Source organism: Rhodobium gokarnense (genome assembly GCF_025961475.1).
GTDB classification, from domain to species: domain Bacteria; phylum Pseudomonadota; class Alphaproteobacteria; order Rhizobiales; family Rhodobiaceae; genus Rhodobium; species Rhodobium gokarnense.
The window spans coordinates 32,533-53,440 of sequence record NZ_JAOQNS010000009.1 but is presented as its reverse complement, the minus strand read 5'-3'; the positions used below and the strand labels follow the sequence as shown (position 1 = coordinate 53,440).

Sequence of the window (20,908 nt, the reverse complement as noted above, 5' to 3'; positions counted from 1 at the left end):
GCGCGCGGGGCCATGTTGCCCCGGGTCAGGTCAGGCCGCCCGGCGATTTGACGGAGACGGCAGGGCCGGACCCGGCCGGGCGCGTTCCTTCTCCTCGCGGAGCTGGTCGGCCTCCTTGTGCCAGTGCACCGCCTCATAGCGGCGCTCGCGGGCCTCGCGGCGCCAGCGGCCCTGCTTCATCCAGGCGCCGACGCCGCCAAGGATGAGGCCGGCGAACAGCGCGGCAAACAGATACATGTAAAGCGGGAGGGTGACGACCAGCGCCGGAGCGTCCGTCGCGAAGGGATCGAGCGACAGGGTCACCAATTGCCGGTTGGCAACAGCCACCACGACGACGACGATGCCGACCGGGATCGCCACCAGGAGCCACAGCAATCGTTTCAAAGGACCAGTTCCTTATCTTGATAACAGGACAATAGGGGCGGCTTCACTCGTCCCCGGCCGAGCCGCCGTTCAGACGCTCCCGCATCTCCTTGCCGGTCTTGAAGAACGGCACGTATTTCTCGGTAACGCTCACCTTTTCCCCGGTGCGCGGATTGCGGCCGACCCTGGCCGGCCGGTTCTTGACCGAAAAGGCCCCGAAGCCGCGCAATTCGACGCGGTCGCCGCGCATCAGCGCCTCGACCACCTCGTCGAGGATCGCGTTGACGATCTTCTCCACGTCTCGCTGGTAAAGGTGCGGATTCTGTGCGGCGATCCGCTGGACCAGCTCCGACTTGATCATCGAGGTGCCCCCTGGCTTTCATTGTTTTGTGTTGTGGTGGAAGGCTGCCAAACGGAGATTAGGCCGTCAAGCGGCGCACCGTCGCGGAACAGCCCGAGTTCGCGTCCGAGCGTTGCGGCTGCCGTGTCGCCGAGCAACCATGCAAACTTTTGCATAACTGCGGCGGAAAAGGGAAGGTCGTTAATTCCCTCGTCCTTTTTCCAGTCGCGCACCGGCAGATCCGGGGCGACATTGCGGTCCGTCTCGAGCCAGGAAATGGCGACGTCCTCGCCGCCGATGGCATCGATGAGGCCGTTTTCCCGGGCCTGGGCGCCGGAATAGATGCGTCCGTCGGCGAGCGTGATTGCACGTGCAGGCGTCATGTTGCGGCGCTCGCGCACCAGGTCGACGAACCAGTCATAGCTGTCGTCGACGACGTCTTTCAGGACCTGGCGCGCTTCCTCGCTCGCCGGCTTGTAGAAGTTGGGCGTCGCCTTCAGCGGTGAGCTCTTCACCTCGTCGACGGAAATGCCGATCGTATCGAGCAGCTTTGAGGCCTCGCCGAACTGGATAATGACGCCGATGGAGCCGGTCAGCGCAGCGCGGCGGGCGACGATGTGGTCCGTTGCCAGCGCCACCATATAGCCGGCCGAGGCGCCGACGGTGCCGATATGAGCGACCACCGGCTTCCTTTCGCCGAGCTTCCTCAGCGCCTCGTAGAGCGCCTCGCCGCCGACGGTGGTGCCGCCGGGGCTGTTGATGGAGACGATCACCGCCTTCACCGCATCGCTTTTGCCGACCTTTTCGATCAGCTCGCGCTTGGCGCGGTCGTCGGTGATCAGGCCGGAAATGGAAATGCGCGCGATATGGGAACGGCTGCGGCCGGCGACGTCGCCGATGCCGGTGGCATAGACGACGATGCCGGCGATGAGCGCGGCCACCGCGACGACGCCGATCACCCGCCACAGGGCGAGCTTACGCCGCAAACGGCGGCGGTCGACGATCAGGTCGGCATCGATCATGGGTTCCGCATCCCGAACCGGTAAGACGCCGCGGGCGACCTCAGCCCGCGACCTGCAATGACAAGGCGCCACCATACACGAAAAAAGGCCCGTCGAAACAGGCCTTTAATCGTTTCCTTGAATATCCGGGGGTCAACCCGGCAACGACGGGACCTATTCCTCGTCGCTGTCCTCACGGGCCTTGTTGAGGGCCGCACCCAGGATGTCGCCGAGCGAAGCGCCGGAGTCGGTGGAGCCGAACTGCGCGATCGCCTCCTTCTCCTCGGCCACTTCCAGGGCCTTGATGGAGACGGCCATGCGGCGCGCCTTCTTGTCGAACTGGGTGATGCGGGCGTCGAACTTCTCGCCGACGGCGAAGCGTTCCGGACGCTGCTCGGAGCGGTCGCGGGCCAGTTCGCCGCGGCGGATGAAGGCCGACAGGTCGGAGCCGACGACGCTGACTTCCAGGCCGTTCTCCTTGACCTCGGTGACCTCGCAGGTGACGACCGCACCGCGGTGCAGCTCGCCGCTCGCCTCGGCGAAGGGATCGCCGCCGAGCTGCTTGATGCCGAGGGAGATGCGCTCCTTGTCGACATCGACGTCGAGGACCTGGGCCTTGACCATGTCGCCCTTGCGGAACTCCTCGATGACCTGCTCGCCCGGACGGTTCCAGTCCAGGTCGGACAGGTGCACCATGCCGTCGACGTCGCCGTCGAGGCCGATGAACAGGCCGAACTCGGTCTTGTTCTTGACCTCGCCTTCGACGACGCTGCCGACCGGATGGGCGTCGGCGAAGACCGACCACGGATTGTCGAGGGTCTGCTTGAGGCCGAGCGAGATGCGACGCTTGGTAGCATCCACTTCCAGGATCATCACTTCGACTTCCTGGCTGGTGGAGACGATCTTGCCCGGATGGATGTTCTTCTTGGTCCAGGACATCTCCGAGACGTGGATCAGGCCCTCGATGCCCGGCTCCAGTTCCACGAACGCGCCGTAGTCGGTGATGTTGGTGACCCGGCCGGTGAACTTGGCGTTGACCGGATACTTGGCCTCGATGCCATCCCACGGGTCGGCCTCGAGCTGCTTCATGCCGAGGCTGATGCGGTGGGTCTCCTGGTTGACGCGGATGATCTGCACCTTGACCGTCTCGCCGATGGACAGCACCTCGGAGGGATGATTGATGCGGCGCCAGGCGATGTCGGTGACGTGCAGCAGGCCGTCGATGCCGCCGAGGTCGACGAACGCACCGTAGTCGGTGATGTTCTTGACGACGCCCTCGATGACCTGACCCTCTTCCAGGCTCTGGACCAGTTCCTGGCGCTGCTCGGCGCGGCTTTCCTCAAGCACGACGCGGCGCGAGACGACGATGTTGCCGCGGCGCTTGTCCATCTTCAGGATCTGGAACGGCTGCGGGGTGTGCATCAGCGGGCCGACGTCGCGCACCGGGCGGATATCGACCTGGGAGCGCGGCAGGAAGGCCACGGCCCCATCCAGATCGACGGTGAAGCCGCCCTTGACCTGGTTGAAGATCTGGCCGGTGACCTTTTCGTTCTTCTCGAACGCGGCTTCCAGGCGGACCCAGCTTTCCTCGCGACGAGCCTTGTCACGGGACAGCACGGCCTCGCCGAGCGCGTTTTCGATGCGTTCCAGGTAAACCTCGACTTCGTCGCCGACGTTGAGCTCGCCATTGCGCGCGCGGGCGCCGAATTCCTTGGCGGGGACACGGCCCTCGACCTTCAGGCCGACGTCGATAACCGCCAGATCCTTCTCAAATCCGACAATCTTGCCCTTAACGACGGTGCCTTCGAGCATGTCCGTCGCCGAGAGGGACTCTTCCAGAAGAGCGGCAAAATCCTCACGGGTGGGGTTGGTCGCGTTCATCTAATCTCCCAGAGCCTTTTGGCCCTCAAATGCCGGCGGTTGGCGTTGCGTCGGTCGCCGCTGCGCACCCGGCCCCAGTCAATTCGGGGCATTCGCGTTGAAACGCGGGCCGGCAATTGCGGGCGCTGGGCGACCATTGATATTCGTATTCTCGCTCCGCACCGGTGACCGGCCCGGACCATGAGGCCCGTTTCGCTCGCCCGATGACATAACGCCGATAAGGGCGCGCCGGTCAGCGCTCCCTTCTCAATTGGCGTTGCGCACGCGGTCGATCAGCTCAACCGCCTTACGGAACGCGGTCTCTATATCCAAATCGCTGGTGTCGAGCAAGTGCGCATCTTCCGCCTTTTTCAGCGGCGCGACGGCGCGGGCCCGGTCGCGGGCGTCGCGCTTCTCCAGATCGGCGAGCACTTCGGCGTAATCCGCGGGCTTCCCACGCCCCGCCATCTCGTCGGTCCGGCGCCTGGCTCGGACCTCTGCGGAGGCCTCCACGAAGAGCTTCACGTCGGCATCGGGACAGACCACCGTGCCGATATCGCGCCCGTCGAGGACGGCGCCCGGATCGCGGTGGGCAAAGCGCTGCTGGGCCTCGACAAGCGCGGTGCGCACCCGGCCCATGACGGCGATCTTCGAGGCCGCCTCGCCGACCTCGTGCAGCGACAGGGCCTCGCGGTCGAGGGCGCCGAGGTCGACCTCGCCGGCAACACGGGCTGCCGTGTCCTCGTCGTCGAGCGGCAGACCATCCTTCAGAAGCGCTGCGGCAACGGCGCGATAGGTGAGGCCGGTGTCGAGGTGGTTGAGGCCGTAGTGGCTGGCAAGGCGCCGGGCCAGCGTGCCCTTGCCGGAGGCGGCAGGCCCGTCGATGGCGATGATCATTGCAGCGCCTCCCCGGCAGGCTGCAGATCGCCGCCGAGGCTGGCCATCAGATCGGCAAAGCCGGGAAAGCTGGTGTTGATGACGCCGGCATCGTCGACCGTCACCGGCCGGTCGGCGGCAAGGCCGAGGATAAGGAAGCTCATGGCGATGCGGTGGTCGAGATGGGTCGTGACCGTGCCGCCGCCGATGTCGCCCGTGCGGCCGGTGACGACGAGGAAGTCGGTGCCCTCCTCGTGGGCAATGCCGTTGGCGGCAAGGCCGGCGGCAACTGCGGCAAGGCGGTCGGACTCCTTTACCCGGAGTTCGGCAAGGCCTTCCATGACCGTTCGACCGTCCGCAAAGGCGGCAGCGACGGAAAGCACGGGATATTCGTCGATCATCGACGGCGCGCGCTCCGGCGGCACGGTGACGCCCTTGAGCTTGCTGTGGCGCACATGGATGTCGGCAATCGTCTCGCCGCCGGACACCCGCTCGTTCTCGAAGGTCAGGTCGGCGCCCATCTCGACGAGCGTGGTGAAGAGGCCGGTGCGGCTTTCGTTGAGCATGACGTTTTCGATGACGACGTCGGAGCCCGGCACGATCAGGGCCGCGACGATCGGAAAGGCGGCCGAACTCGGATCGCCCGGCACCGTGACCGGCTGCGGCTTCAGCTTCGGCTGGCCGACGAGGCGGATGGTGCGGGCGCCCTCGCCGTCGACGGTGATGTCGAGGTCGGCGCCAAAGCCTTCCAGCATGCGCTCCGTATGGTCGCGGGTGGCGACCGGCTCGATCACCGTCGTCACGCCCGGCGCGTTGAGGCCGGCAAGGAGCACCGCCGACTTCACCTGGGCCGACGGCACCGGCACGCGATATTCCAGCGGGATCGCCGTCTTCGGGCCGCGCACGGCGAGCGGCAGGCGGTCGCCGTCGCGGGCGATCACCTCCGTGCCCATCGCCCGCAGGGGCTCCAGCACCCGGCCCATGGGCCGGCGCGACAGGGAGGCATCGCCGACGAACATCGCGGCGAGCGGATGGGTGCCGACGAGGCCGAGGACGAGCCGGGCACCCGTCCCGGAATTGCCGAAATCGAGCGGGGTTGCCGGCTCCAGGAGGCCGCCGACGCCAACGCCGTGGACCTTGTAGGCGCCGCCCTCGCCGGCGACGACCGTTGCGCCGAGCGCGCGCATGGCGGCGGCCGTGCACAGCACGTCCTCGGACTGCAACAGGCCCTCGATCGCGGTCTCGCCGACGGAAAGGGCGCCGAAGATCAGCGCGCGGTGCGAGATCGACTTGTCGCCGGGCACGGCGAGGCGGCCGGAAAGGGCCGGTCCGGAGCGGGCGGTGAGCGGGCGCATGGTGGGTTCTGTCATGGCTTTGATCGTGGTAACGGCGCGGCAAAAGCCGTTCGGCGGGCCTCTGGCGGGCGCGCATTTCGCGCTGGACGGAGCGCCTGACTATCACGCGAAGGCGGGAAGGTCACGCGACCGTGAGGCGTTCGGCCCGGATCGTCGCACAAAAAAAGCGTGGTTCGCGCCATTTCCCGCTTGTGCGGACAGCAAAGATTTGTTTTTGACACAGATCGTTTCGCACCTTAAAGCACGTGCGCTGTTATATCGACGAGGTTCTAACGTGACCAAACCGGAACTCGGCACAAAGCGGCTGTGCGCCGATTGCGGCACCAAATATTACGATCTCAACCGGAACCCGATCACCTGCCCGAAATGCGGCGCGGTGTTCGAGCAGACCGTTGTTGCGGCCAAGGCGAGCAAAGCGACCGCCAAGAAAGACCCCGACCCGGAGGAATCCGAGGAAGAGGACGCGGAGACCGAGGACGCCGAGCTGGTCTCCCTGGAAGACGCCGAGGAAGACGAGGGCGAGACCGTCGACAACGACGACGAGGATGACGGCGAGGCGGTCCCCGAGATCGAGGACTCCGACATCGACGTCGACGTCAATGACGACGACGATACCTTCCTGGAAGAAGACGACGAGGACGACAGCGTCGACGACATCATTCCCGACGTCTCCAAGGACGACGAGGAGCGCTGAACGGGCGCCGAAGTGCCGCGGCAAGGGGCTGTCGTTTTTTTGAAACAAGGCTCTTGATTATCGCGCGGGCGGCGCATAGTTTCCGCCCACTCGACGGCGCACCCCGCGGCTTCACGCGGCCGCTGCCGGGTCCTCAGAGACCGTCTTTCCCAAGAGACGCTCGTCAAAGAGATTGGGGCCATAGCTCAGTTGGGAGAGCGCTTGAATGGCATTCAAGAGGTCGGCGGTTCGATTCCGCCTGGCTCCACCATCTCTCAAAATCATGTCTCGCGGCTGAGCGCGGGCTGCGCCCGCTAGCCTCCGACGGGGCGGCGCATAGGCGCCGGCGCGCAGTCGCGCTTGCGAAGCCTGCGGCTTCGGTTTTCGCTCACGCCAGCTCACTTCGTTCGCGGCTCCGCGGGGGCGGCGCATGGGCGCCGGCGGCCGGTCGGCCTTGCGAGCCCATTGGGCTCGTATGAGTTTTGGCGGTCGCTCCAATGATGGCCGTCACCCCGGGCGGCGCGCAGCGGACACCCGGGGCCCATTGCCCTTCTCCATACGGTAAGCCCGTTGAGAGAAAATCGCTGCGGCCCAGGGCCTTCTGTTGTCGCTTGTGCGGTTACACGAGCCCGCTGAACCGATGACGCGCTCGGACTTGGATGGCATCGTCGGCGCCGCTTGCGACCCACTCGTGCAACGGTCGGTCTGCGGCATTTGGACTTTCAAGAAATCTTGATTGCCATTCTGAACCGGCGAAACGCTCCATCGAATCAACCCCTTCAGCGCTCCTTCAATCGGCCGTGAAGGCATTTGCAACGGCCCTCTGCGTTGTCGGCCGGCACCACCCATGGTCTACTTTTGCCGTCGGCCGGACGGACCGGCCGCAGCGATCGAGGTCGCCAACGATGTCGGTATGCACCCAACTGGCCCGGACGGGCCTCGGTTTCCTGTTCCTGGCAGCGCTCGCGCTGGCGCCCGCCCGGGCTGCCGCGACCGAGGTGGCGCTGGAGCTCGTTCTCCTCGCCGATGCCACCGGCTCGATCGACAACGAGGAGATCCGCTTCCAGCGAAAGGGCTATGCCGAGGCGATCACCGACCCGGCCGTGATCACCGCCATCCGCAACACGCCGCACGGCCAGATCGCCGTCACCTATGTGGAGTGGGGCAACGCGGAGTCCCAGGACATCGTCGTCGACTGGACCGTCGTCGACGGCCCGGAGAGCGCCGCAGCCTTCGCCGAGGCGCTGATGATCCCGCCGCGCAGGGCGCATGGCTACAACGCCATCGGCACGGCCCTCCTCCTCGGCATGGCGCTGATCGAGAACAACGAGATCGAGGGCTTCCGCAAGGTTATCGACATCTCCGCCGACAGCGCCAACTCATGGTCGGGCCCGAGCATCGAATCGGCGCGGGCGACTGTGGTCTCGGCCGGCATCACCATCAACGGCCTTGCCGTCCTCTGCCGCCACTGCATTTCCGGCCGGCCGATCTCCTACGACCTGGAGGCGGCCTTCGCCGAAAAGATCATCGGCGGGCCCGGCGCCTTCGTCGTCACCGCCGACAGCGCCCCGACCTTTGCCGATGCGGTGCGGCGCAAGCTGATCATGGAGATCGCCGGCACGCCGCAGCCGAAGCGCTTTGCGGAAACCGGGACGGAATTGCCTGCAGAGTGACGGCGCGGCAGGCGCGCGTTTTCGCATCGATCGAAAATGGGATAGGACATCGGGCACACCTGCCCTTTGAAAGGCTGCCCCATTGTCCGCGTTCCCTACCCTTTGCCGTCTTGCCGCCGCCGTCCTCATGGTCCTTGCCGTTGCCCCGCTGCCGTCTTCGGCGGCCGAGGACGTCGTCGCGCTGAAGGGCGTCCTGTTGCGCAACGGCGAGGGCGGCGCCCGCCCGGTCCGCGAGGTGCTGTCGGAGAAGGGCCCGACCATCGTCCATTTCTGGGCGACGTGGTGCGTTCCCTGCCGCAGGGAATTGCCCTCGGTGGACCGCTTCGCCGCCGACCTCGACAAGGCCGGAAATGGCGACCGGCTCCTCGTCGTCTCCGTCGACCGGTTTCCCTATGCCCGGATCGCGCAGTTCCTGTCCTCCGAACTGGGCCTCGGGCTCACGACCTGGCAGGATGCGGAGCGCAAGACCGGCAGCGCCTTTCGCACCTTCGGCTATCCGGCGACGCTGATCGTCGACAGGGCCGGCACCGTCACCTGGCGCCATATCGGCCCGCTCGACTGGGACGACGGGGATTTCCGCAAGGAGCTTTACGCCAGGATCGGCATCGCCGACTGACGGCGGCACGGCTTCCGCCTATTGCCCGGAAGAGGGCGTGTCGGCGGTCGCCGTCGTGCGGGCGCGGTTGTTGCGGTCGCGGGCGTCCTGCATGCGCACGGCGCGGCGGCGCTGGTATTCGCGCACGAAGCGCAGCGAGATCACATAGGCGAGCCAGCCGCACAGGATCGTCCAGGGGATGGAGCCGATGAGGATCGGCACGCCCCAGCCGCTGATCAGCGTCTCGAACCAGTTGAGGAGCTTCACCCAGAAGCCGGCATCGGTCGAGGTGGTGGTCGTGAACAGCTTGTGGAAGCCGTCATAGCCGCTGATGTCGTCGAAATGGCCGAGCAGGATCTGCCCGGTGACGTAGTAGACGTAATAGGTCGGGATGATGGTGACGATGTTGGTGGTCCAGGTCCAGGCAAGGCCGTTGACCAGGGAGAACTCCCAGCGCAGCACCCGTTCGGCGATGATCCAGGTGATCAGGACCGCAAGCATCTGCAGGCCGAAGACCGGAACCATGGCCCAGATCGTGCCGATCATGACGCCGCGGGCGGTGAACTCCGGCGGATGCGGGCTGCGGATCATCGGAATGTGCAGCTTGTAGCGGATCATCCGGCGGGTGCGGTCGAGCCAGCCGTTCTCCCGGCGCGAGTTGCCGTTGCCGTTGCGGATGCGCTGGTTGATCTTCGCCATTTAGCGTCAGTCTTGCCGGAGAGGTGGCCGGGACCGGCCGCCGCAAAATGCGGCCGGAGCCCATTCCGTCACTCAATCTAGTTCATTGGATGACCATTTGGAGCGTAGAAGCTTTAAAAAGCGGTTTGCTGCCGAAAAAACAAGGCTTCATGCAAAACATCGGGTGAATATGAGGACCTGGACGGCGCCGCCGGAGCCGACCGGCAGGACCGGTTCTCCTGCGGCCGGAACGTTTCCCCTTTATCTCGAAACGCTCTAATATAACGGCAACGACAAACGTCCGCAGAGACGCATTTCCAACCGGGGGAACACCATGACCGCTGAGGATGCCGCGGCGCTCGACGATCCGACGCGCCGGCTCGTCGTCGCCGACATTACCGTCACCACCGTGCGCCAGGCCCTCGCCAAGGGCTTTCGCGATTTCAGGGCCGCGCCGCTGGTCGGCGCCAGCGTCGGGCTGTTCTTTGCCGCCGGCGGCTGGATCGTCTTCTACATGGTGGAATTCGCCGGGCTGATCTACCTCGCCTATCCGACCGCGGCGGGCTTTGCCCTCCTCGGACCGTTCACCGCCACCGTCCTTTACGAGGTCAGCATGCGGCTTGCGGCCGGGCGGCCCGCGCCCTTCGGCGAGACCATCGGCGGCGCGCTGAAGAAGGGCCGCGAGCGGCTGAGCTGGCTGCCGATGATCACGCTGTTCGGCTTCATCATCTGGCTCGACGTCGCCGCCGCGCTCTATGCCATCTTCTTCGGCGTCAAGTCGCCGGAGATACCGCAGCTCTTCATCGACATCCTGACGACGCCGACGGGGCTCCTGTTCCTCGTCGTCGGCAACGCCATCGGCGCCTTCTTCGCCGTCATGCTGTTTTCCATCAGCGTCATGTCCTATCCGCTGCTGATGGACCGGGGCATCGATCCGGTGACGGCGATCATGACCAGCGTCAAGGCGGTGAAGACCAATCCGGTGCCGCTGATCGGCTACGGCTTCTTTGTCGCGGTGACGCTGGCCGCCTCGACGCTGACCGCCTTCCTCGCCCTCCTTGTCGTCATGCCGCTGCTAGGGCACACCACCTGGCACCTCTACAAGGCGACGGTGCATGTGGAGGATGACGGCGCAGGGTTCTGAGGGTCGTTGGGGGTTCAGATACACCTGCCGCCGTCGACCTCCAGGCAGACGCCGGTGAGGAAGTTCGCCTCGTCGCTGACGAGGAAGGCCGCGGCGTTAGCGATGTCCTGAGGCGTCGACAGCCGGCCGAGCGGCACGGTCGCCCGGAACGCGGCGCGCTTTTCCTCCGTGTCCTCGCCCATGAAGAGGGCGAGCATCGGCGTCTCGCCGGCGACCGGGTTGAGGGCGACGACGCGGATGTTGTCCGGCGCAAGCTCCACCGCCATCGCCTTGGTCAGCGTGATCGCCGCGCCCTTGGAGCCGTTGTACCAGACGAGGCCCGGCCGCGGGCGGACGCCGGCCGTCGACGCGATGTTGAGGATGACGCCGCCGCCGCGTGCTTTCAGGGCCGGCACGCCGGCAATGGCCGCGTTGTAGATCGACTTCACGTTGACCGCGTAGATGCGGTCGAACTCGTCCTCGCCCACCTCCAGCATCGGCCTGTTGCGGTGGGTGGTACCGGCATTGTTGACGATGATGTCGAGCCCGCCGAAGGCCTCGACCGTCGCGTCGACCATGGCGGCGACATCGGCCGGTTTCGAGACGTCGGCGCGGCAGAAGCCAGCAGCCGCGCCGATCTCTCCGGCAACGCGCGTCCCCGCCTCCTCGTTGATGTCGGAGATCATCACTTGCGCGCCCTCTGCGGCGAAGCGCCTTGCGATCGCGTCGCCGAAGCCCGATGCGGCGCCAGTGACGATGGCAATCTTTCCTTCCAGTTTCATGGTCTTGTCCTCCCTTTTGATTGTTTTTTGTTTTGTCGATCAGACCTCCGGATCCCGGTGGCAGGCAATCTTCACCCCGCCGGAAACGGGGCGCAATTGCGGGGCCTCGGCGATGCAGCGCTCGAACGCCAGCGGGCAGCGCGGCCGGAACGCACAGCCGCTCTCCGGCGGCAGCGGTGCGGCCGCCACCCGCGTCGCCGCTGCGGCAAGCCGGGCCTTGCGCCGTGCCGGATCCGGTTTCGGCACAGCCTCGATCAGCGCGCGGGTATAGGGATGGCGGGGCCGGGAAAACACCTCCGGGCTCGGGCCTTCCTCGACGATGCGGCCGAGATACATCACCGCGACGTCGTCGGTGACGCAGCGCACCACGTTGAGGTCGTGGCTGATGACCACATAGGAAAGGCCGAATTCGGCCTGCAGGTCGTTCATCAGGTTCAGCACCTGGGCCTGGACCGAGACGTCGAGGGCGGAGACCGCCTCGTCGGCGACGATCAGGTCGGGCCTTGTCACCAAGGCTCTGGCGATGGCGATGCGCTGGCGCTGGCCACCGGAGAACTCGTGCGGATATTTCGCCGCCGCCGAGGCCGGCAGGCCGACGGACTGCAACGCCTCGGCGACCCGCATGCGGCGGCGGACCCGGTCCGTCTCCGGCGCCAGCGAGCGCAGCGGCTCGGAGACGATGCGCGCCACCTTCTGGCGGGGATCGAGGGAGCCGTAGGGGTCCTGGAAGATGATCTGGAGGTGGCGGCGCAGCGCCTTCAGTTCGTCGTTTGAGGCGGCAAAGATATCCGTTCCATCGAGCCGGACAGTGCCCGCGGTCGGGCGTTCCAGCGCCAGGATGAGCCGGGCGAGGGTCGACTTCCCGCAGCCGGATTCGCCGACGATGCCGAGGCTGCGGCCGCGCTCCACCGCCAGATCCACGCCGGCGAGCGCCCGCAGCATCGGCCGTTCGCCAAAGAGCTTCACGCGCGGCAGGGCGTAGTCGCGGACGAGACCTTCGACGGCAAGGAGCGGGGCTGTGCTCATGACACCCCCTCCCCGACTGCCAACGGATGGAAGCAGGCGACGCAGTGGCCTTCGCCGAGGGCCGCGAGCGGTGGAGGTTCGATGCACATCGGTGTGCGGCGCGAGCAGCGCTCGGCGAAGGGGCAGCCGGTCGGGCGCTCTTCCGGCTCCGGCACGGTGCCGGGGATCGCGGCAAGGCGCGGGCGGCGCACGCCCGGGTCGATTGCCACGGCATGGGGCGAGGCGGCGAAGAGGCCGGCGGTATAGGGGTGGGCCATGCCGGCGAAGAGCCGTTCCGCCGTTCCCTCCTCCACCACGCGTCCGGCATACATGACGAGCACTCGCTCGGCCGTTTCCGCGACGATGCCGAGGTCGTGGGTGATCATCAGGAGGGCCATCCCGGAGGCCGCCGTCACCTCCAGAATGAGGTCGAGGATGCGGGCCTCGGTGGTCACGTCCAGCGCCGTCGTCGGCTCGTCGGCGATCAAAAGGTCCGGCTCGCAGGCAAGGGCCATGGCGATCATCACCCGCTGGCGCTGACCGCCGGAGAGTTCGTGCGGATAGAACGACGGCGAAAAGCGTGGGGACGGCAGGCCGACGCGGTCCAGCAGCTCGCGCACCCGGTCGGCGCGCCCCCGGCGCCCGAGGCCGAGATGGAGGGCGAGCCCTTCGGCGATCTGGTCGCCGATGGTCCTGACCGGATTGAGCGCCGTCATCGGCTCCTGGAAGATCATCGCGATGCGACGGCCGCGGAGGTCGCAGAGGGCGGGCTCGGGCAGCACCAGCAGATCGTCAGAGCCGAGCCAGAGTTGGCCGCGCACGGATGCTCCTGGTGGCAGGAGGCCCATGATCGCCAGCGCCGTCATCGACTTGCCGCAGCCCGACTCGCCGACGATGCCGACCGCCTCGCCCGGCGCGACGGCAAACGAGACGCCGTCCAGGACATGGGCCGGGCCGGTCTTGCCCGGAAAGGTCACCGTCAGGTCGCGAACATCGAGGAGCGACGCCATGTCAGCGCTCCCGCCGCAAGCGCGGATCGAGGGCATCGCGCAAGCCATCGCCGAGGAGATTGAGGCCGAGGACCGAGAGCGTGATCGCCAGCCCCGGATAGATGGCAAGCTGCGGCGCCAGATAGATGAAGGTCTGGGCCTCGTTCAGCATGCGACCCCAGCTCGGGCTCGGCGGCTGGGTGCCAAGGCCGAGATAGGAAAGCCCGGCTTCGGCAAGGATGGCGAGCGCGAACTGGATCGTCGCCTGGACGAGCAGGAGCCCGGCAATGTTGGGGAGCACATGGTCGAGCGTAATCGCGAGCCGGCTGCGCGCGGCGGCGCGGGCGGCAAGCACGAACTCCCGCTTCCAGACGCCGAGCGCCGCGCCGCGCGACAGTCGGGCAAAGACCGGAATGTTGAAGAGCCCTATGGCGACCATGGCGTTGACCGCGCCGGGGCCGGCGAGCGCGGTGATCATCACGGCGGTCAGCAGGGCTGGGAACGCGAAGGCGAAATCGTTGAGCCGCATCACCGCCTCGTCGACCCAGCCGCCGCGGGCCGCCGCCAGCGTTCCAAGCGGCACGCCGATGAAAATGCCGATGCCGACGGCGATGACGGAGACGAGGATGGAATTGCGCGCACCGACCATCAGCATGGAAAGGACATCGCGGCCGAACTGGTCGGTGCCGAGAAGGTGGTCCGCGCTCGCAGGGGCGAGCCGGCCCGCAATATCCATCGCCGTTGCCGAATGGGGCGTCCACAGGAGCGACAGGGCGGCTGTCAGCGCCAGCGCCAAGGTAATGGCGCCGCCGATGAGGAAGGACCGGCTCTGGGAGGCGCCGGCGATCAGTTCCCGCGCGCGCTCAACGATCATCGACGAGGCTCCGGAGGCGCGGGTCGAGGGCGCCATAGGCGAGGTCGACGAGGAAATTGACGACGATGACGCTGATCGCAAGCAGCACGATGACGTTCTTGACGACGATGAGGTCGCGCTGGGCGATCGCCTGGAAGATCAGCCGGCCGAGGCCCGGCAGCGTGAAGACGCTCTCGATGATGATGGTGCCGGCGATGAGGAAGGAGAACTGCAGGCCCATGATGGTGACGACCGGAATGAGCGCGTTGCGCACCGCATGGCGCCAGAGCGCGGCCTGCCGCGTCAGGCCCTTGGCGCGGGCCGTGCGCACATAGTCCTCGCCGAGGGTTTCAAGCACGGCGGAGCGCGTGACGCGGGCAAGGATCGCCGCCTGGGGGAGCGCCAGCGCGACGGCCGGCAGGGTGAGCGAGGCGAGCGCCGGGCCTGGCCCCGCCTCCCAGCCGGCAAAGCCGCCGGCCGGCAGCCAGCGCAGGGTCACGGCAAAGAGCATGATGAAGAGGAGCCCGAGCCAGAAATTCGGCACCGCGACGCCGATCTGGGCAAAGCCCATGACGGCGGCATCGACCGCGCTGCCGCGCCTTGCGGCGGCCGTTACGCCGAGGGGGATGGCGATGGCCGTGGACAGAAGAATGGCGAGGAGCGCGAGCGGCAGGCTGACGACGGCGCGCTCCAGGATCAGCTCGGAGACCGGGACGCCATAGGTGTAGCTGGTGCCGAAATCGCCGATCGCCATGCCGGCGATCCAGGAAAGGTAGCGCTCCGGCGCGGGCCGGTCGAGGCCGAGATCGTGGCGCAGCGCGGCGACGGTCTCCGGCTCCGCCCCGACGCCGAGCATGACCTCCGCCGGATCGCCGGGCAGCACCTCCAGCACCGTGAAGACGACGAGGGAGGCGACCAGCACCGTCGCCAGCATGACGGCAAGGCGGCGCAGGAGGAACCGGGTCATGGGGCGGGCCGGGTGGCGGCACAGTCGGGCCGGGCGTGAGCGGAACTCGCCGACGGATCGCTCCGACCAGCCAAAACCTCCTGCGTCACCCCGGCCCCCGAGCCGGGGCCCAATGCCCCCATCCACCCGGTATGCCCTTCGTTGACGGAAGCAGGCGGTCGCGCGGGTGCTTGCCTCCGACAGAAGTCGCAACGGGCTACCGTGCCGAGACGGACATTAGGCCCCGGGTCAAGCCCGGGGTGACGGAAGAGGGGGTGGCGCCAAGGTGTCCCGAGCACAGCCGAGCCTTGTTCCGATTTGCCGCTCACACCGCGTCATCACCGGGCTTGACCCGGTGATCCATGATGCGAGTGCCGCTTGCGTCAACGTCATCGGGTTCGGGCCATGCCAGGGGCAATGACGGACGGCTTCCGGGGGCAAGTCTCATCGTACAGATTGTGCCATGCGTCCGTATGGACCACCGGGTCAAGCCCGGTGGTGACGCGTAGGAGGAGGCAAGGCACGTATCAGACCCTCCACCCGAGGCGCGGCCGGTGAGCCTTTGCGCTCCGGTCAATCCCGCCACCGCTTCGCGTCCCGCAAGCCTCATCGCCGTTCCCCCTACTCCACCCACCGCACATCCGTCAGGTCGTTGGCCTGGACCGGGCTGTTCTCCCAGATGCCCTCGACATGGGCATTCCAGACGCCGGTCTTGGCGAGCTGGAAGAGGAAGACGTTGACGCAGTCCTCGGCGAGGATCTTCTGCAGCTGGCCGAGCTTGGCCTTGGCTTCCGCCGGGGCGAGCGTCGTTGCGTAGTCGTGATAGGCGGCGCGGAATTGCCGGCTCTCGTAGTTGAAGTAGTAGCTGTCGCGGGCGTAGATCTCGATGTCGGCCGGCTCGGTGTGGGAGACGATGGTCATGTCGTAGTCGGTGCGCTTGAAGACCTGGTCGAGCCATTGCGCCCATTCCACCGGCACGATCTCCACGTCGATGCCGACCTCCTTCAACTGGGCGGCGGCGATCTCTCCGCTGCGGCGGGCATAGGGCGGCGGCGGCAGGCGGAGCGTCAGCTTGAGGGTCTCCGCGCCCACCTCTTTCAGCAGTTCCTTCGCTTTTTCCGGGTCGTGGGGATAGCGGCCGGTGAGGTCGATATAGGCCGGATTGTGCGGTGCGACGTGGGAGCCGATCGGCGTTCCCTGGCCGAACATCGCACCGTCGATGATCGCCTGTTTGTCGACCGCATGGGCGATGGCGCGGCGCACGCGGATATCGTTCAGCGGCGGCCTGGCGTTGTTCAAGGCGAGGATCGTCTCGCCCTCTGTGGTGCCGCTGACCACGGTGAAGCGGGGGTCGGCCTCAAATTGCGGCAGCAGCTCCGGCGCCGGGAAATTGGCAAAGGCGTCGAGATCGCCGGCCATCAGGGCGGCCGCGGCGGCCGACGGGTCGGCGATGAACTTGAAGGTGGCGGCGGAAAGGGGCACCGGTTCGCCCCAGTAGTTCTCGTTGCGGACAAGTTCCACCCGGTCGCCCTTGACCCACCGCTTGAAGGTGAACGGACCGGTGCCGACCGGGTCGGTCTTGTTGCTGTCGGCCGTCTCCGGCGCCACGATCACCGCATCGCCCCAGCCCATGTCGAAGAGGAAGGAGCCGGTCGGTGCGCTGAGCTTGACGACGGCGGTCGACGGGTCGGGGCAGTCGACGCTTTCGATCGGGGCAAAGAGCCGCTTCTGGGCGTTGACGGAGTCCTCGGCGCGGGCGCGGTTCAGCGTAAAGGCGACGTCCTCGCAATCGAAGTCGCTGCCGTCGTGGAAGGTGACGCCCTTTCTCAGGTGAAAGGTGTAGGTGACGTCGTCTTCCGCGATTTCCCAGCTTGCCGCCAGTGCCGGCTTCACCTCGCCCTTACGGTCGATGCGGGTGAGGCCTTCGAAGACGTTGGCGTAGACCACCTCGTCGATGGCCGCGGCCGCAGCGGCCGTCGGGTCGAGATGGGGCGGCTCCAGCACCATGCCCATCGTCAGCGTGTCTTTTGCGGCTGCCGAGACCGTGAGTGCCGCGCCGAGGGCGGCCGCGGCGAGGATGCGGGAGCCGAGCCCCCTTGCGGTGATGATCATGACGTTGCCTCCCCGTCTTTCGGTCCCATTGCCATCTTCAGGCCCGCATGATGACAATCCGGGCGCGCGCTTCAAGGCCTTTTCGTGGATGGCGGACGATCAGGCGGGCGGCGCGAGCAGGGTTATCGCCGCATCCGCCATGACCTTGGCCGAGGCGACCATGTCGTCGATGACCACATATTCGTCGGGCTGGTGGGCGAGGTCGAGGATGCCCGGGCCGTAGGCGATGCAGTCCTTCAGCTTTCCGGCTCTGACGATGTGCTTCTGGTCGTAGGTGCCGGGCGAGACGACGGAGGTCGCCGGCCGGCCGAGCACCGTCTCGATGCCTTTTGCCACCGCGCGCGCCACCGGCGCATCCGGCTCGGTCATGGTCGGGGCGAAGGCCAGCACCTCGCGCAGATCGTAGGAAAAGCCGGGGCGGGTTTCGGCCAGCCCGTCGAGGAGCGCGCGGATCTCCGCCTCGACCTCGGCCGGGTCTTCCTCGATCAGATAGCGCCGGTCGAGCACCATGCGGCAGCGGTCCGGGACCATCGGGCTCGGCAGGCCGGAAAAGTCGAGGCCCTGGCCGCCATGGATGGCGTTAATGTTGAGGGTCGAGGAGCGGGCGCCCTCCGGCACCACGGGCATGACGGTGGAGCGGGCGGAAAGCCGCGGCAGCAGGTCGTTTTCGATGCGCTCCAGTACCGCGCCCATGTGGCGGACGGCGCAATTGCCGAGGAACGGCATGGAGCCGTGCGCCGTGCGGCCATGGGTCTCGACCTCGGCCCACCAGACGCCGCGGTGGCCAATGCAGATCCGGTCGACATTGAGCGGTTCGGGGATGATGACGTGGTCGACCCGGGGCGGAGAAAACCAGCCGCGTTCGGCCAGGTAGCCGACGCCGCCATAGCCGCCCGACTCCTCATCGACCGTGCCGGAGATTTCGATCGCGCCGGCGAGCGGGACGCCGGCGGCGAGGAGCTGCTCGACGGCGACGACGGCCGCGGCCAGGCCGCCCTTCATGTCGGCGGTGCCGCGGCCATAGAGCCGGCCGTCCCGGACCTCGCCGGCGAACGGGTCGACGGTCCAGCCCTCGCCGACATCGACGACGTCGATATGGCCGTTGAAGTGGAGGCACGGGCCGGGCCGGCCGGTCTCGTAGCGGGCGACGACGTTGATGCGCGGGTAGCGGTCGCTGTCGCCGGGCGTTCCCTCGGCGCGGATGTAGGAAATCTCAAAGCCGCGGCGGCGCATCCGCTCGCCGATCAGTTCCGCGCAGGGGCCGTAGGCATCGCCCGGCGGATTGACCGTCGGCACGCGGACGAGGTCGCGGGTCAGCGCCACCAGGTCGTCGCGCGCCGCCTCGATCCTCTCGAAAAGATGCTCCCTGCTGTCGGAATCCATGGAACCTCTTCGGGGCCGGGCCCGTTAATGCCGTGAATTGGAAGCGGGCGTGTCAATCGGGCATGACGGTACGGAGAACGGAGACGATTTTCCCGATTTCCCGCTCTGGCATCAACGCATTGGCAGACGAGCTTCTGTCCCGTCCGCCCGCTTCCTTTTCGAACTTTACACAAACGGGCATCGACCGCGACCGAAGAAGTCAATGCAGCGAAGGCGTTTTCCCGACCCTCCGCGCGTTTCGGCATGACGGTCGTCAACGCCCTTTTTCGGCCACGCCGCCGGAGGCGTTTCCGGCCAAGCGCCGTCACAGGATACCCCACAAACGAAACCGCCCGGTCGGGGCGTCCGGCCGGGCGGTTTGGTTTCTTGGTCGTCGACGCGGCAGGCGGCTACTTCTTCAGCGCCATCTCGATGTCGCGGAGCTGTTCCAGCTTGCGGGCGCGGGCCGCCTTGGTGACGTCGTCCTTGGCATCGGCGACGTCTTCCTCGGCGTCGCGAATCGACTGGGCGATGCCCTCGCGGTCGAGCTCGGCGGCCGGAACCGCGTGCTCGGCGAGGACCGTCAGGCCGCCCGGACCGGTATCGGCAAAGCCGCCATAGACGAAGATTTCCTCAACCGCGCCGCCGACCTTCTTGACGGTCAGGTAGCCGGGCCGGATGGTCGACATGAACGGCGCATGGTCCTTGAGGACACCGAAGTCACCCTCGACGCCCGGCACCACGACCTCTTCGACCGGCTCGGAAATCAAGAGCTTTTCCGGCGAGACGAGTTCGAACTGAAACGGTTCGGCCATCTGGCGACGATCCTTTCAACACGGGGGCCGGCGCTGCCGGCCCGCCGGGCGTGATGCGTTACGCGGCTTCCGCGGCCAGTTTCTGAGCCTTCTCGACAGCGGAGTCGATGGTGCCGACCATGTAGAAGGCGGCTTCCGGCAGGTGGTCGTATTCGCCGTCGCAAAGGCCCTTGAAGCCCTTGATGGTGTCGGCGAGGTCGACGAGGACGCCCGGCGAGCCGGTGAACACCTCGGCGACGTGGAACGGCTGCGACAGGAAGCGCTCGATCTTGCGGGCGCGGGCCACCGTCAGCTTGTCCTCTTCCGACAGCTCGTCCATGCCGAGAATGGCGATGATGTCCTGCAGGGACTTGTAGCGCTGCAGGATCTCCTGGACGCGGCGGGCCACTTCGTAATGCTCGTCGCCGATGATGCGCGGGTCGAGCATGCGCGAGGTGGAGTCGAGCGGGTCGACCGCCGGGTAGATGCCCTTTTCCGCGATCGAGCGCGACAGCACCGTGGTGGCGTCGAGGTGGGCGAAGGAGGTCGCCGGCGCCGGGTCGGTGAGGTCGTCGGCCGGCACGTAGATCGCCTGGACCGAGGTGATCGAGCCCTTGTTGGTGGTGGTGATGCGCTCCTGCAGGGCGCCCATGTCGGTCGCCAGCGTCGGCTGGTAGCCCACCGCCGAGGGGATGCGGCCGAGAAGCGCGGAGACTTCCGAGCCGGCCTGGGTGAAGCGGAAGATGTTGTCGACGAAGAACAGAACGTCCTGGCCCTCGTCGCGGAAATGCTCGGCGACGGTGAGGCCGGAGAGGCCGACGCGGGCGCGGGCCCCCGGGGGCTCGTTCATCTGGCCGTAGACCAGGGCGCATTTGGAGCCGTCGCCGCCGCCCTGCTTGTTGACGCCGGATTCGATCATTTCCCAGTAGAGGTCGTTGCCCTCGCGGGTGCGCTCGCCGACGCCGGCGAACACGGAGTAGCCGCCATGCGCCTTGGCGATGTTGTTGATCAGCTCCATGATCAGCACGGTCTTGCCGACGCCGGCGCCGCCGAACAGGCCGATCTTGCCGCCCTTGGCGTACGGCGCCAGAAGGTCGACGACCTTGATGCCGGTGACGAGGATTTCCGATTCCGTCGACTGGTCGACATATTCCGGGGCCGGCGCGTGGATCGGACGGCGGGTGCTGTAATCGATGTCGCCGGCCAGATCGACCGGATCGCCGATCACGTTCATGATGCGGCCGAGGGTGCCCTCGCCGACCGGAACGGTGATGGCGTCGCCCGTGTCGGTGACCTCCTGGCCGCGCACCAGGCCCTCGGTGGAGTCCATGGCGATCGTGCGCACGGTGTTCTCGCCGAGATGCTGGGCGACCTCCAGGACCAGGCGGTTGCCGCGGTTGTCGGTCGTCAACGCGTTCATGATCTCCGGCAGGTGTTCGTCGAACTTCACGTCGACGACGGCGCCCATCACCTGACTGACCCGTCCAACCATTTTATCGGTCATAATTACGTCCTCGTCGCTAAGCCG

The 20,908-nt window shown here is 67.0% G+C and carries 20 protein-coding genes and 1 tRNA gene; 5 read left to right on the top strand and 16 right to left on the bottom strand.

The window, feature by feature from the left end:
* Positions 1-30 precede the first annotated feature (30 nt).
* The 6 genes from M2319_RS15625 to aroA all read right to left on the bottom strand — a co-directional run bounded on the left by M2319_RS15625 (position 31) and on the right by aroA (position 5,810).
* Entirely contained in the window at positions 31-384 is a 354-nt protein-coding gene (locus tag M2319_RS15625; protein WP_264602396.1) for a lipopolysaccharide assembly protein LapA domain-containing protein, read from the bottom strand.
* Positions 385-427: 43 nt separating this feature from the next.
* Positions 428-724, bottom strand: a complete 297-nt coding sequence (locus M2319_RS15620) for an integration host factor subunit beta (protein ID WP_111436638.1) — start codon at positions 722-724, stop codon at positions 428-430.
* On the bottom strand, positions 721-1,725 hold the full coding sequence (gene sppA / locus M2319_RS15615; protein WP_264602395.1) for a signal peptide peptidase SppA: 1,005 nt from the start codon (positions 1,723-1,725) through the stop codon (positions 721-723). The genes M2319_RS15620 and sppA overlap by 4 nt, the downstream gene beginning before the upstream one ends.
* Positions 1,726-1,878: 153 nt before the next feature.
* Positions 1,879-3,585 (bottom strand): 30S ribosomal protein S1, encoded by a 1,707-nt coding sequence (rpsA, locus tag M2319_RS15610; RefSeq protein WP_264602394.1) that lies wholly within the window; start codon positions 3,583-3,585, stop codon positions 1,879-1,881.
* 246 nt (positions 3,586-3,831) lie between these two features.
* Positions 3,832-4,461 (bottom strand): (d)CMP kinase, encoded by a 630-nt coding sequence (gene cmk, locus M2319_RS15605; protein ID WP_264602393.1) that lies wholly within the window; start codon positions 4,459-4,461, stop codon positions 3,832-3,834.
* Positions 4,458-5,810: a 3-phosphoshikimate 1-carboxyvinyltransferase gene (aroA, locus tag M2319_RS15600; protein ID WP_264602392.1), complete on the bottom strand. Its 1,353-nt coding sequence runs from the start codon at positions 5,808-5,810 to the stop codon at positions 4,458-4,460. Before aroA ends, cmk begins: the two co-directional genes overlap by 4 nt.
* 259 nt (positions 5,811-6,069) lie before the next feature.
* Here aroA and M2319_RS15595 point away from each other — a divergent pair, with 259 nt between their 5' ends.
* The 4 genes from M2319_RS15595 to M2319_RS15580 all read left to right on the top strand — a co-directional run bounded on the left by M2319_RS15595 (position 6,070) and on the right by M2319_RS15580 (position 8,757).
* Positions 6,070-6,489: a TIGR02300 family protein gene (locus M2319_RS15595; RefSeq protein WP_264602391.1), complete on the top strand. Its 420-nt coding sequence runs from the start codon at positions 6,070-6,072 to the stop codon at positions 6,487-6,489.
* Positions 6,490-6,663: 174 nt separating this feature from the next.
* A tRNA-Ala gene (locus M2319_RS15590) sits at positions 6,664-6,739 on the top strand.
* A 634-nt stretch (positions 6,740-7,373) separates the two neighbouring features.
* Entirely contained in the window at positions 7,374-8,141 is a 768-nt protein-coding gene (locus M2319_RS15585; RefSeq protein WP_264602390.1) for a DUF1194 domain-containing protein, read from the top strand.
* Positions 8,142-8,223: 82 nt separating this feature from the next.
* Positions 8,224-8,757 carry a TlpA family protein disulfide reductase gene (locus M2319_RS15580; RefSeq protein ID WP_264602389.1) on the top strand — a complete coding sequence of 178 codons (534 nt, stop codon included), beginning with the start codon at positions 8,224-8,226 and terminating at the stop codon, positions 8,755-8,757.
* Positions 8,758-8,775: 18 nt separating this feature from the next.
* Here the strand turns inward: M2319_RS15580 and M2319_RS15575 are convergent, their stop codons facing one another.
* A complete protein-coding gene (locus M2319_RS15575) occupies positions 8,776-9,435 on the bottom strand; it encodes a DUF2062 domain-containing protein (RefSeq protein ID WP_264602388.1) in 660 nt (219 codons plus the stop codon).
* Between the two features lie 313 nt (positions 9,436-9,748).
* Between M2319_RS15575 and M2319_RS15570 the strand changes: the two genes are divergently transcribed.
* The gene (locus tag M2319_RS15570) at positions 9,749-10,558 is read left to right on the top strand and encodes a DUF2189 domain-containing protein (protein ID WP_264602387.1); all 810 of its coding nucleotides are present in this window, start codon (positions 9,749-9,751) and stop codon (positions 10,556-10,558) included.
* Between the two features lie 14 nt (positions 10,559-10,572).
* Here M2319_RS15570 and M2319_RS15565 read toward each other — a convergent pair whose 3' ends face one another.
* From M2319_RS15565 to atpD, 9 genes are all read right to left on the bottom strand, one after another.
* The gene (locus tag M2319_RS15565; RefSeq protein ID WP_264602386.1) at positions 10,573-11,319 is read right to left on the bottom strand and encodes an SDR family oxidoreductase; all 747 of its coding nucleotides are present in this window, start codon (positions 11,317-11,319) and stop codon (positions 10,573-10,575) included.
* 39 nt (positions 11,320-11,358) lie between these two features.
* Complete coding sequence (locus M2319_RS15560) at positions 11,359-12,345, bottom strand: ABC transporter ATP-binding protein (RefSeq protein WP_264602385.1); 987 nt, start codon at positions 12,343-12,345, stop codon at positions 11,359-11,361.
* Complete coding sequence (locus M2319_RS15555) at positions 12,342-13,334, bottom strand: ABC transporter ATP-binding protein (protein WP_264602384.1); 993 nt, start codon at positions 13,332-13,334, stop codon at positions 12,342-12,344. The genes M2319_RS15560 and M2319_RS15555 overlap by 4 nt, the downstream gene beginning before the upstream one ends.
* Before the next feature lies 1 nt (position 13,335).
* Positions 13,336-14,187: an ABC transporter permease gene (locus tag M2319_RS15550; protein ID WP_264602383.1), complete on the bottom strand. Its 852-nt coding sequence runs from the start codon at positions 14,185-14,187 to the stop codon at positions 13,336-13,338.
* Positions 14,177-15,133, bottom strand: coding sequence for an ABC transporter permease (locus M2319_RS15545; RefSeq protein ID WP_264602382.1), 957 nt, complete (start codon positions 15,131-15,133; stop codon positions 14,177-14,179). The genes M2319_RS15550 and M2319_RS15545 overlap by 11 nt, the downstream gene beginning before the upstream one ends.
* A gap of 600 nt (positions 15,134-15,733) precedes the next feature.
* Complete coding sequence (locus M2319_RS15540) at positions 15,734-17,224, bottom strand: ABC transporter substrate-binding protein (protein ID WP_264602381.1); 1,491 nt, start codon at positions 17,222-17,224, stop codon at positions 15,734-15,736.
* 99 nt (positions 17,225-17,323) lie between these two features.
* The gene (locus tag M2319_RS15535; RefSeq protein WP_264602380.1) at positions 17,324-18,607 is read right to left on the bottom strand and encodes an acetylornithine deacetylase/succinyl-diaminopimelate desuccinylase family protein; all 1,284 of its coding nucleotides are present in this window, start codon (positions 18,605-18,607) and stop codon (positions 17,324-17,326) included.
* A gap of 389 nt (positions 18,608-18,996) precedes the next feature.
* Positions 18,997-19,401, bottom strand: a complete 405-nt coding sequence (locus M2319_RS15530; protein WP_264602379.1) for a F0F1 ATP synthase subunit epsilon — start codon at positions 19,399-19,401, stop codon at positions 18,997-18,999.
* Positions 19,402-19,459: 58 nt separating this feature from the next.
* Entirely contained in the window at positions 19,460-20,884 is a 1,425-nt protein-coding gene (atpD, locus tag M2319_RS15525; RefSeq protein ID WP_264602378.1) for a F0F1 ATP synthase subunit beta, read from the bottom strand.
* Positions 20,885-20,908: the final 24 nt, after the last annotated feature.

Excerpts from the sequence above, each read along its gene's own strand:
- M2319_RS15560 (WP_264602385.1), bottom strand. The coding sequence starts at position 12,345 with ATGAGCACAGCCCCGCTCCTTGCCGTCGAAGGTCTCGTCCGCGACTAC.
- M2319_RS15530 (WP_264602379.1), bottom strand. The coding sequence starts at position 19,401 with ATGGCCGAACCGTTTCAGTTCGAACTCGTCTCGCCGGAAAAGCTCTTG.
- sppA (WP_264602395.1), bottom strand. The coding sequence starts at position 1,725 with ATGATCGATGCCGACCTGATCGTCGACCGCCGCCGTTTGCGGCGTAAG.
- aroA (WP_264602392.1), bottom strand. The coding sequence starts at position 5,810 with ATGACAGAACCCACCATGCGCCCGCTCACCGCCCGCTCCGGACCGGCC.
- M2319_RS15540 (WP_264602381.1), bottom strand. The coding sequence starts at position 17,224 with ATGATCATCACCGCAAGGGGGCTCGGCTCCCGCATCCTCGCCGCGGCC.
- M2319_RS15620 (WP_111436638.1), bottom strand. The coding sequence starts at position 724 with ATGATCAAGTCGGAGCTGGTCCAGCGGATCGCCGCACAGAATCCGCAC.
- M2319_RS15545 (WP_264602382.1), bottom strand. The coding sequence starts at position 15,133 with ATGACCCGGTTCCTCCTGCGCCGCCTTGCCGTCATGCTGGCGACGGTG.
- M2319_RS15550 (WP_264602383.1), bottom strand. The coding sequence starts at position 14,187 with ATGATCGTTGAGCGCGCGCGGGAACTGATCGCCGGCGCCTCCCAGAGC.
- rpsA (WP_264602394.1), bottom strand. The coding sequence starts at position 3,585 with ATGAACGCGACCAACCCCACCCGTGAGGATTTTGCCGCTCTTCTGGAA.
- M2319_RS15565 (WP_264602386.1), bottom strand. The coding sequence starts at position 11,319 with ATGAAACTGGAAGGAAAGATTGCCATCGTCACTGGCGCCGCATCGGGC.
- cmk (WP_264602393.1), bottom strand. The coding sequence starts at position 4,461 with ATGATCATCGCCATCGACGGGCCTGCCGCCTCCGGCAAGGGCACGCTG.
- M2319_RS15555 (WP_264602384.1), bottom strand. The coding sequence starts at position 13,334 with ATGGCGTCGCTCCTCGATGTTCGCGACCTGACGGTGACCTTTCCGGGC.
- M2319_RS15575 (WP_264602388.1), bottom strand. The coding sequence starts at position 9,435 with ATGGCGAAGATCAACCAGCGCATCCGCAACGGCAACGGCAACTCGCGC.
- M2319_RS15535 (WP_264602380.1), bottom strand. The coding sequence starts at position 18,607 with ATGGATTCCGACAGCAGGGAGCATCTTTTCGAGAGGATCGAGGCGGCG.
- M2319_RS15570 (WP_264602387.1), top strand. The coding sequence starts at position 9,749 with ATGACCGCTGAGGATGCCGCGGCGCTCGACGATCCGACGCGCCGGCTC.
- atpD (WP_264602378.1), bottom strand. The coding sequence starts at position 20,884 with ATGACCGATAAAATGGTTGGACGGGTCAGTCAGGTGATGGGCGCCGTC.
- M2319_RS15585 (WP_264602390.1), top strand. The coding sequence starts at position 7,374 with ATGTCGGTATGCACCCAACTGGCCCGGACGGGCCTCGGTTTCCTGTTC.